A 14,521-nucleotide genomic window follows, 5' to 3' on the forward strand; every position below is an offset into this window, starting at 1 on the left:
ACCAGAGCAGGGCGGCAGCATGGAGTCCGAGATAATGCTCAATGTGCAATTCAGGACGAAGCCTGCAGTGAAGGCTGTGGATTGAGATGAAGAAACACGTGTTCGCGGACCGGCCCTACCGCGATCTCACCTATTTCCTGGTAGCCCTGACGCTGGTAAAACGCCAGGTAGTGCTCGTTGCCGGTGTCCAGCACCACACCCTGGGAATGCTCATCCTCGGCACACCAGTCGTGCACAGCCTGTAACAATTGTTCGCCGTAGTGCTTGCCCTGGAACTGCGGGTGAATCCCCAGCAGCGGCAACACATGCACGGCGTCGCTGGGCAGGCAGGCCATCAGCGCGGCCTGGTAATCCAGGTAGCGTCGGGTGCAGCGAAAGCCAGTGCTGAGCACCATGCGCATGCGCCAGGCCCAGCTTTCGGTGATGCCCAGGCGCCGCTGCGGCGGGGCAATCAGGGCGATGCCGATCAGGCGGTCTTCGACCAGCAGGCCGATGGCGGGCAAGTCCTGGAGAAAATGCTGTTTGACCAGCTCGCGCACGGTAGCGCGAATGCGCTGGTCGAACCCCGGGCGCTGGGCTTCGAACAGAAAGGCAAAGGTCGGTTCGTGGCGATAGGCGTGATACAGCAGGGAGCGCGCCTCGCGGCTGTAACCGCCATCGAGCAGACGGACTTCAGCCGGTGCGGCAGTCGATTCGGGCATGCTGGCAAACCTCCGGAAATGGGCATTCATTGCCTTTGAGGTGCTCGCGGTGCCAACGTTCACCTCGTGGCACAGGTTAGCAACCTATCGAGTGGCTCGCCACGCTGGCCGGCGCCGCCGATGTCGGCTAGGATCCTGGGTTTTACCAGGATTGTGCTGCCCATGAAGATCGTCTCGTTCAACATCAATGGCCTGCGCGCCCGGCCCCACCAGTTGGCGGCGTTGATCGAAAAGCACCAGCCCGACGTCATCGGCTTGCAGGAAACCAAAGTCAGCGACGAGCAGTTCCCGCTCGCCGACGTCCAGGCCCTGGGTTATCACGTGCACTTTCATGGCCAGAAGGGCCACTATGGCGTTGCCCTGCTCTCGCGCCAGGCGCCACTGAGCCTGCACAAAGGCTTCAGCACCGATGAAGAAGACGCCCAACGGCGCTTCATCTGGGGCACCTTCGCCGATGCCGATGGCACGCCGATCACCATCATGAACGGCTACTTCCCCCAGGGCGAAAGCCGCGACCACCCGACCAAGTTCCCGGCCAAGCAGCGCTTCTACAGCGACCTGCAGGCACTGCTCGAAACCCAGTTCCAGAACGACCAGCCGTTGCTGGTGATGGGAGACGTGAACATTTCGCCGCAAGACTGTGACATCGGCATCGGCGCCGACAACGCCAAGCGCTGGCTGAAAACCGGTAAATGCAGCTTCCTGCCAGAAGAGCGCGAATGGATGGAGCGTCTGAAGAACTGGGGCCTGGTCGACAGCTTCCGCCACCTGCACCCGGAAGTCGCCGACCGTTTCAGCTGGTTCGACTACCGCAGCCGCGGCTTTGAAGACGAGCCCAAGCGCGGCCTGCGCATCGACCTGATCATGGCTTCCCAGGCGCTGCTGCCGCGGATCAAGGACGCCGGCGTCGACTATGACCTGCGCGGCATGGAAAAGCCTTCGGACCATGCGCCGATCTGGCTTGAATTGAACTGATAAACGCTCCCACAGGCTTTGCAGGAGCGGGCTTGCCCCGCGATGCGATCTGGCAGACAGCATGCTATCGCGGGGCAAGCCCGCTCCTACCACAGCCTGTCATCCCCCGGTCACATGGCTGTCTTAATCTCCCGGCACACCCTTTGCCCATGAGTGCCAGACGGCATGTTGCGCCACCTCTCCCTGCTTGTGCTTTGCCTGCTCCCGCTGATTGGCGCCGCTGACCCGCAGGCGCAATTGCGTATCCAGGGTTCCAACACCATCGGCGCCGCGCTGGCACCGGCGCTGGTCACAGGTTTGCTCGTGCAGCAAGGCGCCAGCGCTATCAGCGTCGTCAGTAGCGATGCCGCCAACGAACTTCAGGTCCGTGCCCAGGACAGCAACGGCCAGGGCTTGCGAATTGACATCGCCGCCCACGGTTCCAGCACCGGCTTCAGCGCACTGAAATCCGGCCAGGCAGAACTGGCCGCATCCTCGCGTCCGATCAAGCCGGCCGAGCTGAGCGAACTGCAAGCGCTGGGCGACCTTAATAGTGCCGCCGCCGAGCAAGTCATTGCACTGGACGGCGTCGCGGTGATCGTCCACCCCGACAACCCACTACCGCAACTGACCACCACCCAGCTGGCGCAGATTTTCTCCGGGCAGATCGGCCGCTGGGAGCAACTGGGCATCGGCAACGGCCCGATCAACCTGTACGCCCGCGATGACCGCTCCGGCACCTTCGAGACCTTCAAGGCGCTGGTCCTCGACCCGGCACAGCAAGCCCTGGCCGACCACGCCAAACGCTTCGAATCGGCCGAGCAACTGGCCAGCCAGGTGCTCGGCGATCGCCAGGCCATCGGCTTCAGCAGCCTGGCCACGGTGCATGGCGCCAAGGTCGTGGCGATTGCCGACGGTGAGTCCCAGGCCATGCTGCCAACAGCGGCGCTGGTGGCCAGCGAAGACTATCCGCTGTCGCGCCGGTTGTTCTTCTATCTGCCGCCCGGCCAGGCCAACCCCCTTGCCCGCGCCCTGGTCGAGTTCGCCCAAAGCCCCCAGGGCCAGGCCATCGTGACCCGTAACGGCTTCGTCGGCCAGCAGGTGCAGAGTATCAAGGTCCAACCCCGTGCCGACATGCCCCGCCGGTACCTGAGCCTTGCCAATGATGCGCAGCGCCTGTCGGTCAATTTTCGTTTCCAGGAGGGTAACGCCAGCCTCGACAACAAGGCCCTGCGTGACGTGCAGCGGCTTGTTCAGTACCTGCAGGCGCAGCACAAGCTGGTCAACCGGGTAGTGCTGGTGGGATTCGGCGATGCCAAGGATGACCCGCAGCGCGCGGCCCTGCTCTCGCGGCTGCGAGCCATGGCGGTGCGCCGCGAGCTGGCCCGTAGCGGTGTCGAGTTGCGCGAGATCATCGGCCTTGGCGATGAGCTGCCGGTGGCGGCCAACACCGCCGAGCAAGGGCGGATCCGCAACCGCCGGGTCGAGGTGTGGGTCTACTGAGCGGCTGTCTGTCAGGCTGGGCAATCAATTGTTACAGCCTTGATTGGGCGCCCTGCTTCTGCGGGTCTAGGCTTGTCCCTAGTGACGCCGGGCCCCTCTGACGGCTGCCAAGCCGCCATGTCGGAGTCACTGTTGCTCAGCAACGTCGACATTAAGGAGGGGCTCATGGCAGCTCTACAGGTATTTCTCGACAACGACTTCCTCGGCACCAGCCTATGGTTCTGGGTGGCCTTTCTCGGCATCGTCCTGACCTTGCTGGTACTGGACCTGGGCGTGCTGCACCGCAAACTGCACGAAATCGAAATGCGCGAAAGCCTGCTGCTGTATGGCGGCTATTTCAGCGTCGGGGTGATGTTCGGTGTGTGGGTGTGGTTCGAGCTGGGCGCGCAGAAAGCCCTGGAGTTCTATACCGGCTTTCTCATCGAGCAGTCGTTGTCGATGGACAACGTGTTCGTCATGGCGATGATCTTCAGCTTCTTCGCCATCCCCCGCCGCTACCAGCACCGGGTGCTGTTCTGGGGGATTCTCGGGGTGGTGGTGTTGCGGGCGATCATGATCGGCCTGGGCAGTGCGCTGGTGCAGGAGTTCGAGTGGATCCTCTACGTGTTCGGCGCCTTCCTGCTGTTCACCGGGGTAAAGATGCTGTTCTCCAGCGAAGATTCCCACCCGGACCTGGCCAACAACCCGGTACTGAAGTTTGTCCGGCGTCATATGCGGGTGACCGACGAGATCCACGGCCCGCGCTTTTTCGTGCACATCACCCCGCCCGGGCAGAGCAAGGCACTGCGCTATGCCACGCCGTTGTTCCTGGCGCTGGTGCTGATCGAGCTGGCAGACCTGGTGTTCGCCGTCGACAGCGTGCCGGCGATCTTTGCCATCACCCAGGACCCGTTCATTGTCTACACCTCGAACATCTTCGCGATTCTCGGGTTAAGGGCGTTGTACTTTGCCCTGGCGGCGCTGATGCACCGCTTCATCTACCTCAAGTACGCGCTGGCGCTGGTGCTGGTGTTCATTGGCGGCAAGATCTTCTACCACGGCCTGATCGGCGCCGTGCCGCCGATGCTGTCACTGGCGGTGACCATTGCCCTGCTCAGCGGTGGCGTGCTGGTTTCGCTGTTCTCGACCCGTGCACAGGGCAAGCCCGCCGCCGACAAGGAGGCGGACTTGCACGGCAAGCATCAATGACTGCTACGGAGCATTTCCTTGGGCACGTACTTGCCGATTTCGTACTTGCCGATCGCCGCACGGTGCACTTCGTCCGGGCCATCGGCCAGGCGCAGAGTGCGCTGCATGGCGTACATGTAAGCCAGCGGGAAGTCCCCCGATACACCGGCGCCGCCGTGGATCTGGATTGCCCGGTCGATGACCCTGAGGGCCACGTTCGGCGCGACCACCTTGATCTGGGCGATTTCGCTGCGGGCGACCTTGTTGCCGACGGTGTCCATCATGTAGGCGGCCTTGAGGGTCAACAGCCGGGCCATGTCGATTTCCATCCGCGAGTCGGCAATCTTGTCGACGTTGCCCCCCAGGCGCGCCAAAGGCCGGCCGAAGGCGGTGCGTTCCACCGAGCGCTTGCACATCAGCTCAAGGGCCCGCTCGGCCACGCCGATCGAACGCATGCAGTGGTGGATGCGCCCCGGACCAAGGCGCCCCTGGGCGATCTCGAAACCGCGGCCCTCGCCGAGCAACACGTTCTCGTAGGGCACGCGCACGTTCTCGAACAGCACTTCGGCATGGCCGTGGGGCGCGTCGTCGTAGCCGAACACCGGCAGCGGCCGGACGATCTTCACCCCGGGGGTGTCGGTAGGCACCAGGATCATCGAATGCTGTTGGTGCCGCGGGCCTTCCGGGTTGCTCAGGCCCATGAAGATCATGATCTTGCAGCGCGGGTCGCAGGCGCCGGAGGTCCACCACTTGCGGCCGTTGATCACCCACTCGTCACCGTCACGCACGGCGCGGGCGGCCATGTTGGTGGCGTCGGAGGACGCCACGTCCGGCTCGGTCATGGCGAATGCCGAGCGGATGTCGCCGCGCAGCAGCGGCTCGAGCCACTGGCGCTTTTGCTCTTCGTTGGCGTAGCGCACCAGCACTTCCATGTTGCCGGTGTCCGGCGCCGAGCAGTTGAACGGCTCGGGGCCGAGCAACGAGCGGCCCATGATCTCGGCCAACGGGGCATATTCGAGGTTGGTCAGGCCCGCGCCCAGCTCCGACTCCGGCAGAAACAGGTTCCACAAACCCTCGGCCTTGGCCTTGGCCTTGAGCTCTTCCATGATCGCGGTCGGCTGCCAGCGATCACCTTCGGCAACCTGGCGCTCGAACACTGCTTCGGCGGGATAGACATAGGCATCCATGAACGCCGTGACACGTTCACGCAGCGCCTGGACCTTGGGTGAGTAGGCGAAATCCATGGGCAGTACCTTCAGTGGAAAAGGGATCTGTTATCGATCCTAGATCAGCCAACAAAATCCACCTAGTCTATTCTCGGCGTGTATAAACATTCATAACCGATATATGATCCGCGGATAACACCAACAAGAGCAGCGCCCATGAACCTGAGCAAGGTCGACCTGAATCTGTTCATCGTCTTCGATGCCATCTATACCGAAGCCAACCTGACCCGGGCCGGGCAGATCGTCGGCATTACCCAGCCGGCGGTGTCCAACGCCCTGGCACGCCTGCGCGAAACCTTCAACGATCCGCTGTTCGTGCGCACCGCCCAGGGCATGGTGCCCACACCCATGGCCCAGAACATCATCGGCCCGGTGCGCAATGCCCTGTCGCTACTGCGTGTGTCGGTGCAAGAGAGCCGCATCTTCAACCCGCTACAGGCCAACAAGACCTTTCGTATCAGCATGACCGACCTCACCGAGGCGGTGATCCTGCCGCTGCTGTTCCAGCGTCTGCGACGCCTGGCGCCGGCGGTGGTGATCGAAAGCTTCTTGTGCAAGCGCCGGGAAACCACCAAGGAACTGGCCGCCGGGCGCCTGGACTTTGCCGTCGATGCGCCGCTCAACACCGACCCGCAAGTGCGCCATGTCAAGCTGATGCAGGACCGCTATGTGTGCGCCATGCGCCAGGGCCACCCGCTGTTCAAGAACAAGCTCAGCCTCGACGACTACCTGGGCATGACCCACATCCATATCTCCAGCCGCCGCAACGGCCTGGGCTATGTCGACCTGGCCCTGGGCAAGATGGGCGTGCAGCGCAAGATCGCCCTGCGCTCCCAGCACTACCTGATGGCCTCGCAAGTACTGCAGCAAACCGACATGGTCATGACCGTGCCCGAGCGTTTCGCCCGCCGCCACCAGCTCAACCACGTGAGCCTGCCGGTGGACGTGCCGCCGCTGGAAACCCACCTGTACTGGCACGAAAGCACCGACCAGGACCCGGCCAACCGCTGGATGCGCGAACAGATCATCGAGTTGTGCCAGGGGGTGGTGGCGCAGGATGAGCGGGCGGCCATGGCTGAGGTGTAGGGATCTCTCGCGGGGCAAGCCCGCCAATCCTTGCTTGACGTAAACGTCAACCTGCAATTAGCTTAGCTCCATGCCCTTTTACCGAGCCAAGCGATGAGCAGCCAGACCTACAGCATCTCCGACCTGTCCCGCGAGCTGGACATCACCACCCGGGCCATTCGCTTTTATGAAGAACAGGGCCTGCTCAGCCCGGAGCGGCGCGGCCTGGAGCGGGTCTATTCGGCCCGCGACAAGGTCAGCCTGAAGCTGATCCTGCGCGGCAAGCGCATTGGTTTTTCCCTCGCCGAGTGCCGGGAACTGATCGAACTCTACGACCCGTCCAGCGGCAACCTCAAGCAACTGCACAGCATGCTGGCAAAGATCGCCGAACGCCGGGCCCAGCTCGAACAGCAACTGCTCGACATCCAGCAGATGCAACTGGAGCTGGACACCGCTGAAGAGCGCTGCGAGCAAGCCCTGGCAGCGACCCTGAACAACCAGAAAAACAGCCACTGAGCCCTGAGGAACCCTGCCCATGTCATTGCCTGAAAAAGTCCGCCTGGTCGAAGTCGGCCCGCGCGACGGCCTGCAGAACGAAGCCCAGCCCATCAGCGTGGCCGACAAGGTACGCCTGGTCGATGACCTGAGTGCGGCAGGCCTTTCTTATATAGAAGTGGGCAGCTTCGTTTCCCCCAAGTGGGTACCGCAGATGGCCGGCTCCGCCGAGGTGTTTGCCAATATCCAGCAGCGCAGTGGGGTGACCTATGCGGCCCTGGCGCCGAACCTGCGCGGTTTCGAAGATGCGCTGGCGGCCGGGGTCAAGGAAGTGGCGGTGTTCGCCGCCGCCTCCGAGGCGTTCTCCCAGCGCAACATCAATTGCTCGATCAGCGACAGCCTGCAGCGCTTCGTACCGATCATGGAAGCGGCGCGTCAGCACGGGGTGCGGGTGCGTGGTTATGTCTCGTGCGTGCTGGGTTGCCCTTATGAAGGCACGGTCAGCGCCGAACAGGTGGCCCCGGTGGCCCGCGAGCTGTTCGACATGGGCTGCTATGAAGTGTCGCTGGGCGACACCATCGGCACCGGCACCCCTGGAGCCACCCGGCGCCTGTTCGAAGTGGTCGGTGCCCAGGTGCCACGCGCCCAGCTGGCCGGACACTTTCATGACACTTATGGTCAGGCCCTGGCCAACGTCTATGCCAGCCTGCTTGAAGGCATCAGTGTGTTCGACAGCTCTGTTGCGGGCCTTGGCGGCTGCCCTTATGCCAAGGGCGCCAGCGGTAACGTTGCCAGCGAAGACGTGCTGTACATGCTCCAGGGCCTCGGTATCGACACCGGTATCGACCTGGAGCGCTTGATTGCCGCGGGCTTGCGTATCAGTGAGGTGCTTGGCCGCAGCAGCGGCTCGCGAGTGGCTCGCGCCCGTCAGGCACAATGAACACACCCGGTAACAGCCGGATCGGCGTCCGGGTGTTACCGCCCCCGCACTTTCCAGAGAAATTCCGGGTAACACGGAAACAAATCGACAGAATTTTCCGGCCTGATTTTTACTGATAACATGTAAACCATTGATTTTATTGGATTTTAAAAAGTTGGCACGGCACCTGCTATATCTCAGGTACAAGAACAATAAAAAGTGCGACACACCCAATAAAAATAAGACGAAACGACTCTGACATAACAAGAACAACACGACAGAGGCGCAGCTAACAGATTTTTTTGGAGAGGATGTGCTTTCCAGGGGCTTGCCCCGCAACCGGACACAGAACAATAAAACTACCCCGAGGTAGCGCAGGTCACGGTTGGATCAGCAATGATGAAGGTAGATCAGCGCTCAAAAAAATACGTTTGCTCTTGATCCCGGATGGGGATCGCCAAAGATACAGAGGCAACGGTCGCCAAAAACAACAACAGGCCGCCCTCCAATAACAAAAAAAGAGCACGCAACAATCTTTGAGGGGAGCCTAGGCTCCCCTCAGTGCTTCCTGCCCTGCTCGTTTTCATCCTCGTCGTCCTTCTCGAAGCGGTTCACCACCAGCGGCATCACCCCCAATACCAGTAATGCCAGCACCGTGCTGACCACTGCCGTGGCTTCCCGCCCCATGCCCGCCGCGACACCAATGGCCGCGGTCATCCACAAGCCCGCTGCCGTGGTCAGGCCCTTGACGTGCCCGGCATCCTGGTCGTGCCCCTTGAGAATAGTGCCGGCACCGAGAAAGCCGATGCCGGCAACGATACCCTGCACCACGCGGCTCAGCGCCGCATCGTCGGCCCCGGCCATACGCGGTACCAGCACGAACAACGCCGCGCCGAGGGCCACCAGCATATGGGTGCGCACCCCGGCGGCCTTGCCCTTGAGTTCGCGCTCAAAACCGAGGATGGCGCCCAGCAGCGCCGCCATGACCAGGCGTACCGTCACCTGGGTAAGCTGCTTGGCATCGGTGATGTCGGCAAATTCCGCCAACAGAGTGATCCAGACTTGATGCCACCAGGCGTCCATGGGCGTTGTCCATGCAAAAGGGTTAATCGATGGACAACAGCGTAGTCGGCAAGTGCGCCGCCTACCGCTGATCGGTTGTTGCCAGTATCCGCAACGCTTACGCGGTCCCAACTTTAGGACCCCAGTAACGAGGATACGGCCATGCCTATTGAAATTAACCAGACCAACCAGTGCACCCTGATCAGCGATGACATGCGTGTCCAGGGCGAGGCCACGCAAGTGCGAATCGTCACCGACGAAGCCTTGCGCATGTCGGTTGCCGAGCTCGAAGGCAAGCGCGTGCCGATCACCGAACAGGAAGCCGACGCCCTCACTGTAGCGGGTGCGGTGGATGGTCGCAGGCACCTCAAGGAGACCGAGGAGGGCTCGATAATCTGAGGCCTGCAGAGGTTCGCAGGTAAATCTGATACGGTTTTTATCCAGATACCTGAGCCTGTTATGCAAACAGATGGGGCGCCATAGTGCTCTGGCCTGATCGAGGCCTGATGAGCGACGAACCATGAGCGATAGAATCCCCGTCCAGATCGTTGAAATTGCTGAGCCTTCCACGTTCAAGAAGAAGCCTGCCAGCAGTGACCGACAGATCCACACCCGTAGTTTCACCGGTTTGTTTCGTAACCTGCGCCTGGCTGGCGCGGGTTTTCTGTTTTTGCTGTTCTTCGGCACTGTCTGGTTGAACTGGGGCGGTCGTCAGGCCGTGCTTTGGGACCTGGCCGACAGTAAATTCCATATCTTCGGCGCCACCTTCTGGCCGCAGGATTTCATCCTGCTCTCGGCGCTGCTGATCATCTGCGCCTTCGGCCTGTTTGCCATCACCGTGTTCGCCGGCCGGGTGTGGTGCGGCTATACCTGCCCGCAGAGCTCCTGGACCTGGATCTTCATGTGGTGCGAGAAGGTCACCGAAGGTGAGCGCAACCAGCGCATCAAGCTCGATGCCGCGCCCTGGAGCCTGAACAAACTGGCCCGGCGCTCGGCCAAGCACACCTTGTGGCTGGGCATCAGCCTGCTGACCGGGCTGACCTTCGTCGGCTACTTCACGCCGATCCGGCCACTGGCCGAAGAACTGTTCACCCTGCAACTGGGCGGTGTCAGCCTGTTCTGGATTCTGTTCTTCACCGGCGCCACCTACATCAATGCCGGCTGGCTGCGTGAAGCAGTGTGCATGCACATGTGCCCGTACGCACGGTTCCAGAGCGTGATGTTCGACAAGGACACCCTGACCGTTGCCTACGACCCGGCCCGCGGCGAGTTCCGCGGCCCGCGCAAGAAAGACGTCGACCACAAGGCCAAGGGCCTGGGCGACTGCATCGACTGCCACATGTGCGTGCAGGTGTGCCCGACCGGCATCGACATCCGTGACGGTCTGCAGATGGAGTGCATCGGTTGCGCCGCCTGTATCGACGCCTGTGATTCGATAATGGACAAGATGGGCTATGCCCGCGGCCTGGTCGGCTACAAGTCCGAACACACCCTGCAAGGCGGCACCACCAACTGGCTGCGTCCGCGCCTGCTTGGTTACGTCACCGCCCTGGTGGTGATGATCGGCGCCCTGGTCATCGCCCTGCAGCAGCGGCCGATGGTGTCGATGGATGTGATCAAGGACCGTGGCCTGTTCCGTGAGAACAACGCCGGGCAGATCGAGAACATCTACACCCTCAAGGTCATCAACAAGACCCAGCAACCCCAGCACTATCGCCTGCGCCTGCTCGATGCCGAGGGTTTCGAACTGCACGGCAAGACCGAATTCAGCCTGGCGGCCGGGGAAATGAGTGATTTGCCGGTGTCGGTGGCGATGTTGGCCGAACGCCCGCAAAGCAGCTCCCAGGACATCAGTTTCGAACTGATCGACACCGACGAGCCCGGTGTGCGCAGCGTCGCCCACAGCCGTTTTGTCGCGCCTTTGAACCGCTGATCCCATACACTGCCCGAGCATCCGAAACCTTTCGAGCCATGATGAAACGCTACGAGAAATTCGCCGACGACATTGCCGAACTGATCCGCTCCGGGGTCCTCGGCCCCGGTCAGCGCGTGCCGTCGGTGCGCTACGCCAGCCAGACCCACGGCGTCAGCCCGTCCACGGTGTTCCAGGCCTACTACCTGCTGGAGCGCCGCGGGCTGATCCGCGCCCGGCCGCGCTCGGGGTATTTCGTCAATGCCCACGCGCCGCGCCAGTTCAGCGAGCCGCAGATCATCGAGCAGGCCAGTGAGTCCACCGAGGTGGATGTCAGCGAGCTGGTGTTCTCGATCCTCGACTCGATCAAGGACCCGCAAACCGTGGCCTTCGGCTCGGCCTTCCCCAGCCCCAACCTGTTCCCGCTGCCGCGCCTGGCCCGCTCCATGGCCAGCGCCAGCCGCGAGATGGACCCGCGCATGGTGGTCACCGACCTGTCGCCGGGCAACCCGCAACTGCGCCGGCAAATTGCCCTGCGCTACATGGTCGGCGGTCTGATGCTGCCGATGGAGGAGCTGCTGATCACCAACGGCGCGCTCGAGGCCTTGAACCTGTGCCTGCAGGCAGTGACCGAGCCTGGCGACCTTGTGGCCATCGAAGCGCCGGCGTTCTATGCCTGCCTGCAGATCCTCGAGCGGCTCAAGCTCAAAGCGGTGGAAATTCCCGTGCACCCGCGTGAAGGCATCGACCTCGGGGTGCTGGCCCAGACCCTGGCCAAGCACCCGGTCAAGGCCGTGTGGTGCATGACCAACTTCCAGAACCCGGTGGGCGCGAGCATGCCGGAAGAAAAGAAACAGCAGCTGGTTGAGCTGCTGCGCGAGCATCAGGTGCCACTGATCGAAGACGACGTCTATGCCGAGCTGTATTACGCCCAGCAGGCGCCGAAACCGGCCAAGGCCTTCGACACCGACGGCCTGGTGATGCACTGCGGCTCGTTCGCCAAGAGCCTGGCCCCCGGCTACCGCATCGGCTGGGTGGCAGCCGGGCGTTACGCGCAGAAGATCGAACGGCTGAAGCTGATGACCTCGCTGTGCGCCTCGATGCCGGCCCAGGCGGCGATTGCCGACTACCTGCAACACGGCGGCTACGACCGGCACCTGCGCAGGCTGCGCTATGCCCTGGAAGAGCAACAGGCGGCGATGCTCGCGGCCATTGCCCGGTATTTTCCGGCGCAGACCCGGGTCAGCCATCCGGCCGGTGGCTACTTCCTGTGGCTGGAGCTGCCTGAACAGATGGACTCGCTCAAGCTGTTCCAGATGGCGTTGGCGCAAGGTATCAGCATCGCACCCGGGCCAATCTTTTCCCCGACCCGGCGCTTTCGCAACTGCATCCGCCTCAACTACGGCAGCCCCTGGACCGAGCAATCGGAAAAGGCCATGGAAACCCTGGGCAAGATCGTCCGCTCGTTCTGAGCGACGGTTGTACTTCGAGCGCGCTTGCGGCACCCTGCGCGCTTGAATTTCCCAGGGATGGATGGCATGCACAAGCGACAGCATTTTCTTACGCCGCAACGCTACGAGCGCTTTCTCGAACACGATGAAGAAAGCCGCGAATTCCTGCGCAACAACCGCCTGCAGGCCGACTCCGACGAACAGGAAGCAGTATTCAGCGGCAAGAGCCTCAAGGGCCTGGCGCTGGACAAACTGCTGATCAGCTATACCGCCGGCGTCGACATCGACGCCCTGCCCGCCTTGCTCGAAGCGCTGGTCGCCGAGTACGAGCAGTTGCAAGGCAAGATGGCCGTGTACGCCGAGGACCCCGACGTCGCTCCGCTGAATCTGGGCGACAGTGAGGAACACCACGAATGCATGCAGGTCATCAGCCTGTGCATCCTGCTCGGTCGCCAGGACCTGCTCGAACGCTTCGTCACGCTGATGGACAACGGCGGCTATGCCGAAGAAGACACCCTCTATGAAGACCTGCTGAGCCGGGTGCTGCCCGACCGCTACGACGTCGATGCGTGGTACCAGGACTACGCCACGCCGTTGGTGCAAACCATCTATGCCAGCAGCCCCGAGCAAGCGGCCAGCCGCCTGCAGGGCTACTGCGAGCAATGGTACGAGCACTTCGAGCACGCCAGCTGGTACGACACCCATGGCGACGATATCAGCGGCTACGTCGGCTACTGGTCGTTCGAGGCCGCCGCAGTGGCCCTGCTCTACGGCATCGATACCCGCGAACTGTTGCACGTGATCTTCCCCCATGAGCTGCTCGCGCATGCCCGCAGCTTGCCCGCCTACCAGGGCATCCAATGGGAGTGCCTGGGCGACGCTGTAGACGAACAGGAAGAGGACGAAGAAGAGCTGATCGACGAAGAGGACGAAGACGACAGCGACGAAGACTTCGCCTATGACATCAAGGCCGCCGGCGTCACCTTGTCCGACGCCATCGATGCCGGCAGCATCCCGCACCTGGCTCAGGCCCTGAGTGCCTACGACACCGTCGAAGCAATCCTGGCCCTGAACCTGGCGGCCGACCAGCAGGAAGAAGACGAGGCCTTCTTCGATCTCGCCCTGGCCCTGCTCGGCTGGGTCCCAGGCCCCGGCCACGGGCTCAAACGGGTATTGCGCCTGGTCAATCGCGACCCGCAAAAGCACGCCGAGCAGCTTTATGACCTGCTGCGCCACGTACTGCTCAACTGCAAACTGAAGACCAGCCCGGATGCCCTGCTCGAAGAAAGCCTGGACGCCGAGGTGCTACGCAGCGAGCTTGCGCAAATCATCGCTGCAGTCAGCGCCAGTGCAACCTTCCTGGCCCTCGACACGCAGCGCCAGGCGCTGGTACTGGCTGATCTGGAACAGGTCGGCGAACACCTCGACGACCTGATCGAGCGCATCGACGAACGCCTGATGCCCTGGCTTGCGGTGCAGCGCAACAGTTCAGCCCAAGCCTCGGGCAGTAGCCTGCGCATCCCGGCGCAAACCAGCAAACCGCAGTCGCGGCGCGTCGACAACCTGCGCGAGCACGGAGTGGTCAGTACCCATCCAGCGGCCAGCGATGGCGGCAAACTCAGCCGCGAGCAGATCAACCCGGCAGCCACCAGCAACTGGCTGGAACTGAGCCTGGACGACGGCAAGCTCGGCGGAGTGCCCGGTGCGGCCTACAAGGTGATCTTCGCCGACGGCAGCATTGCCGAAGGCCACTTGAACAACCTCGGCCACATTCGCCTGGAGGGCGTACCGTTCGGCCCGGCCAAGGTGTACTACGGTGAAGACCCGCGCCCCTACCAGCGCCAGCCAATCAAGGCCCTGGCCAGCAGCGCGGCACTGATCGACCGCGACCTGCGCAGCCTGGGCTTTATCCCGGCGAAACTCGACTGCGACGACCTGTACGCCGAAACCACCGGGCGAATTGCCCCCTACTGCGAGCTCAACGCGCTCTGGTGGGAATGGGCTAGCGCCCGTTACCACGGTGATTGAGCCGCACAGTTGTTGAGTGCTGCGCGGGACGCTACATT

The 14,521-nt window shown here is 62.6% G+C and carries 13 protein-coding genes; 10 read left to right on the forward strand and 3 right to left on the reverse strand.

The window, feature by feature from the left end:
• Nucleotides 1-50: 50 nt before the first annotated feature.
• On the reverse strand, nt 51-701 hold the full coding sequence (locus ABIE20_RS11600; protein ID WP_429505213.1) for a GNAT family N-acetyltransferase: 651 nt from the start codon (nt 699-701) through the stop codon (nt 51-53).
• Nucleotides 702-863: 162 nt separating this feature from the next.
• On the opposite strand from ABIE20_RS11600, the gene xthA reads away from it, so the two are divergent.
• The 3 genes from xthA (at nt 864) to ABIE20_RS11615 (ending at nt 4,346) form a co-directional block, all read left to right on the forward strand.
• Nucleotides 864-1,676, forward strand: a complete 813-nt coding sequence (gene xthA, locus ABIE20_RS11605; RefSeq protein ID WP_429505214.1) for an exodeoxyribonuclease III — start codon at nt 864-866, stop codon at nt 1,674-1,676.
• A gap of 165 nt (nt 1,677-1,841) precedes the next feature.
• Nucleotides 1,842-3,158 (forward strand): substrate-binding domain-containing protein, encoded by a 1,317-nt coding sequence (locus ABIE20_RS11610; protein ID WP_429505215.1) that lies wholly within the window; start codon nt 1,842-1,844, stop codon nt 3,156-3,158.
• 165 nt (nt 3,159-3,323) lie between these two features.
• Nucleotides 3,324-4,346 carry a TerC family protein gene (locus ABIE20_RS11615; RefSeq protein WP_429505216.1) on the forward strand — a complete coding sequence of 341 codons (1,023 nt, stop codon included), beginning with the start codon at nt 3,324-3,326 and terminating at the stop codon, nt 4,344-4,346.
• Here the strand turns inward: ABIE20_RS11615 and ABIE20_RS11620 are convergent.
• Nucleotides 4,340-5,569, reverse strand: coding sequence for an acyl-CoA dehydrogenase (locus tag ABIE20_RS11620; RefSeq protein WP_429505217.1), 1,230 nt, complete (start codon nt 5,567-5,569; stop codon nt 4,340-4,342). The two genes, ABIE20_RS11615 and ABIE20_RS11620, sit on opposite strands and share 7 nt — an antisense overlap.
• A gap of 138 nt (nt 5,570-5,707) precedes the next feature.
• Here ABIE20_RS11620 and ABIE20_RS11625 point away from each other — a divergent pair, with 138 nt between their 5' ends.
• The 3 genes from ABIE20_RS11625 (at nt 5,708) to ABIE20_RS11635 (ending at nt 8,051) form a co-directional block, all read left to right on the forward strand.
• Nucleotides 5,708-6,637, forward strand: coding sequence for a LysR family transcriptional regulator (locus ABIE20_RS11625; RefSeq protein ID WP_429505218.1), 930 nt, complete (start codon nt 5,708-5,710; stop codon nt 6,635-6,637).
• A 93-nt stretch (nt 6,638-6,730) separates the two neighbouring features.
• Nucleotides 6,731-7,132, forward strand: coding sequence for a MerR family transcriptional regulator (locus ABIE20_RS11630; RefSeq protein WP_010226535.1), 402 nt, complete (start codon nt 6,731-6,733; stop codon nt 7,130-7,132).
• 19 nt (nt 7,133-7,151) lie between these two features.
• Nucleotides 7,152-8,051, forward strand: coding sequence for a hydroxymethylglutaryl-CoA lyase (locus tag ABIE20_RS11635; protein ID WP_429505219.1), 900 nt, complete (start codon nt 7,152-7,154; stop codon nt 8,049-8,051).
• 537 nt (nt 8,052-8,588) lie between these two features.
• Here ABIE20_RS11635 and ABIE20_RS11640 read toward each other — a convergent pair.
• Complete coding sequence (locus ABIE20_RS11640; protein WP_429505220.1) at nt 8,589-9,113, reverse strand: MgtC/SapB family protein; 525 nt, start codon at nt 9,111-9,113, stop codon at nt 8,589-8,591.
• 141 nt (nt 9,114-9,254) lie between these two features.
• On the opposite strand from ABIE20_RS11640, the gene ABIE20_RS11645 reads away from it, so the two are divergent.
• The 4 genes from ABIE20_RS11645 (at nt 9,255) to ABIE20_RS11660 (ending at nt 14,483) form a co-directional block, all read left to right on the forward strand.
• The gene (locus tag ABIE20_RS11645; RefSeq protein ID WP_429505221.1) at nt 9,255-9,491 is read left to right on the forward strand and encodes a DUF3203 family protein; all 237 of its coding nucleotides are present in this window, start codon (nt 9,255-9,257) and stop codon (nt 9,489-9,491) included.
• A 121-nt stretch (nt 9,492-9,612) separates the two neighbouring features.
• Nucleotides 9,613-11,025 (forward strand): cytochrome c oxidase accessory protein CcoG, encoded by a 1,413-nt coding sequence (ccoG, locus tag ABIE20_RS11650; protein ID WP_429505222.1) that lies wholly within the window; start codon nt 9,613-9,615, stop codon nt 11,023-11,025.
• A 41-nt stretch (nt 11,026-11,066) separates the two neighbouring features.
• On the forward strand, nt 11,067-12,476 hold the full coding sequence (mapR, locus tag ABIE20_RS11655) for a GntR family transcriptional regulator MpaR (protein WP_429505223.1): 1,410 nt from the start codon (nt 11,067-11,069) through the stop codon (nt 12,474-12,476).
• A gap of 66 nt (nt 12,477-12,542) precedes the next feature.
• On the forward strand, nt 12,543-14,483 hold the full coding sequence (locus ABIE20_RS11660) for a PoNe immunity protein domain-containing protein (protein WP_429505224.1): 1,941 nt from the start codon (nt 12,543-12,545) through the stop codon (nt 14,481-14,483).
• Nucleotides 14,484-14,521 lie beyond the last annotated feature (38 nt).

Source organism: Pseudomonas sp. 2835, assembly GCF_050435905.1.
Taxonomy (GTDB): domain Bacteria; phylum Pseudomonadota; class Gammaproteobacteria; order Pseudomonadales; family Pseudomonadaceae; genus Aquipseudomonas.

What these genes read in the sequence shown, in the direction of transcription:
- ABIE20_RS11600 (WP_429505213.1), bottom strand. Translation starts at nt 701, where the DNA reads ATGCCCGAATCGACTGCCGCACCGGCTGAAGTCCGTCTGCTCGATGGC.
- xthA (WP_429505214.1), top strand. Translation starts at nt 864, where the DNA reads ATGAAGATCGTCTCGTTCAACATCAATGGCCTGCGCGCCCGGCCCCAC.
- ABIE20_RS11610 (WP_429505215.1), top strand. Translation starts at nt 1,842, where the DNA reads ATGTTGCGCCACCTCTCCCTGCTTGTGCTTTGCCTGCTCCCGCTGATT.
- ABIE20_RS11615 (WP_429505216.1), top strand. Translation starts at nt 3,324, where the DNA reads ATGGCAGCTCTACAGGTATTTCTCGACAACGACTTCCTCGGCACCAGC.
- ABIE20_RS11620 (WP_429505217.1), bottom strand. Translation starts at nt 5,569, where the DNA reads ATGGATTTCGCCTACTCACCCAAGGTCCAGGCGCTGCGTGAACGTGTC.
- ABIE20_RS11625 (WP_429505218.1), top strand. Translation starts at nt 5,708, where the DNA reads ATGAACCTGAGCAAGGTCGACCTGAATCTGTTCATCGTCTTCGATGCC.
- ABIE20_RS11630 (WP_010226535.1), top strand. Translation starts at nt 6,731, where the DNA reads ATGAGCAGCCAGACCTACAGCATCTCCGACCTGTCCCGCGAGCTGGAC.
- ABIE20_RS11635 (WP_429505219.1), top strand. Translation starts at nt 7,152, where the DNA reads ATGTCATTGCCTGAAAAAGTCCGCCTGGTCGAAGTCGGCCCGCGCGAC.
- ABIE20_RS11640 (WP_429505220.1), bottom strand. Translation starts at nt 9,113, where the DNA reads ATGGACGCCTGGTGGCATCAAGTCTGGATCACTCTGTTGGCGGAATTT.
- ABIE20_RS11645 (WP_429505221.1), top strand. Translation starts at nt 9,255, where the DNA reads ATGCCTATTGAAATTAACCAGACCAACCAGTGCACCCTGATCAGCGAT.
- ccoG (WP_429505222.1), top strand. Translation starts at nt 9,613, where the DNA reads ATGAGCGATAGAATCCCCGTCCAGATCGTTGAAATTGCTGAGCCTTCC.
- mapR (WP_429505223.1), top strand. Translation starts at nt 11,067, where the DNA reads ATGAAACGCTACGAGAAATTCGCCGACGACATTGCCGAACTGATCCGC.
- ABIE20_RS11660 (WP_429505224.1), top strand. Translation starts at nt 12,543, where the DNA reads ATGCACAAGCGACAGCATTTTCTTACGCCGCAACGCTACGAGCGCTTT.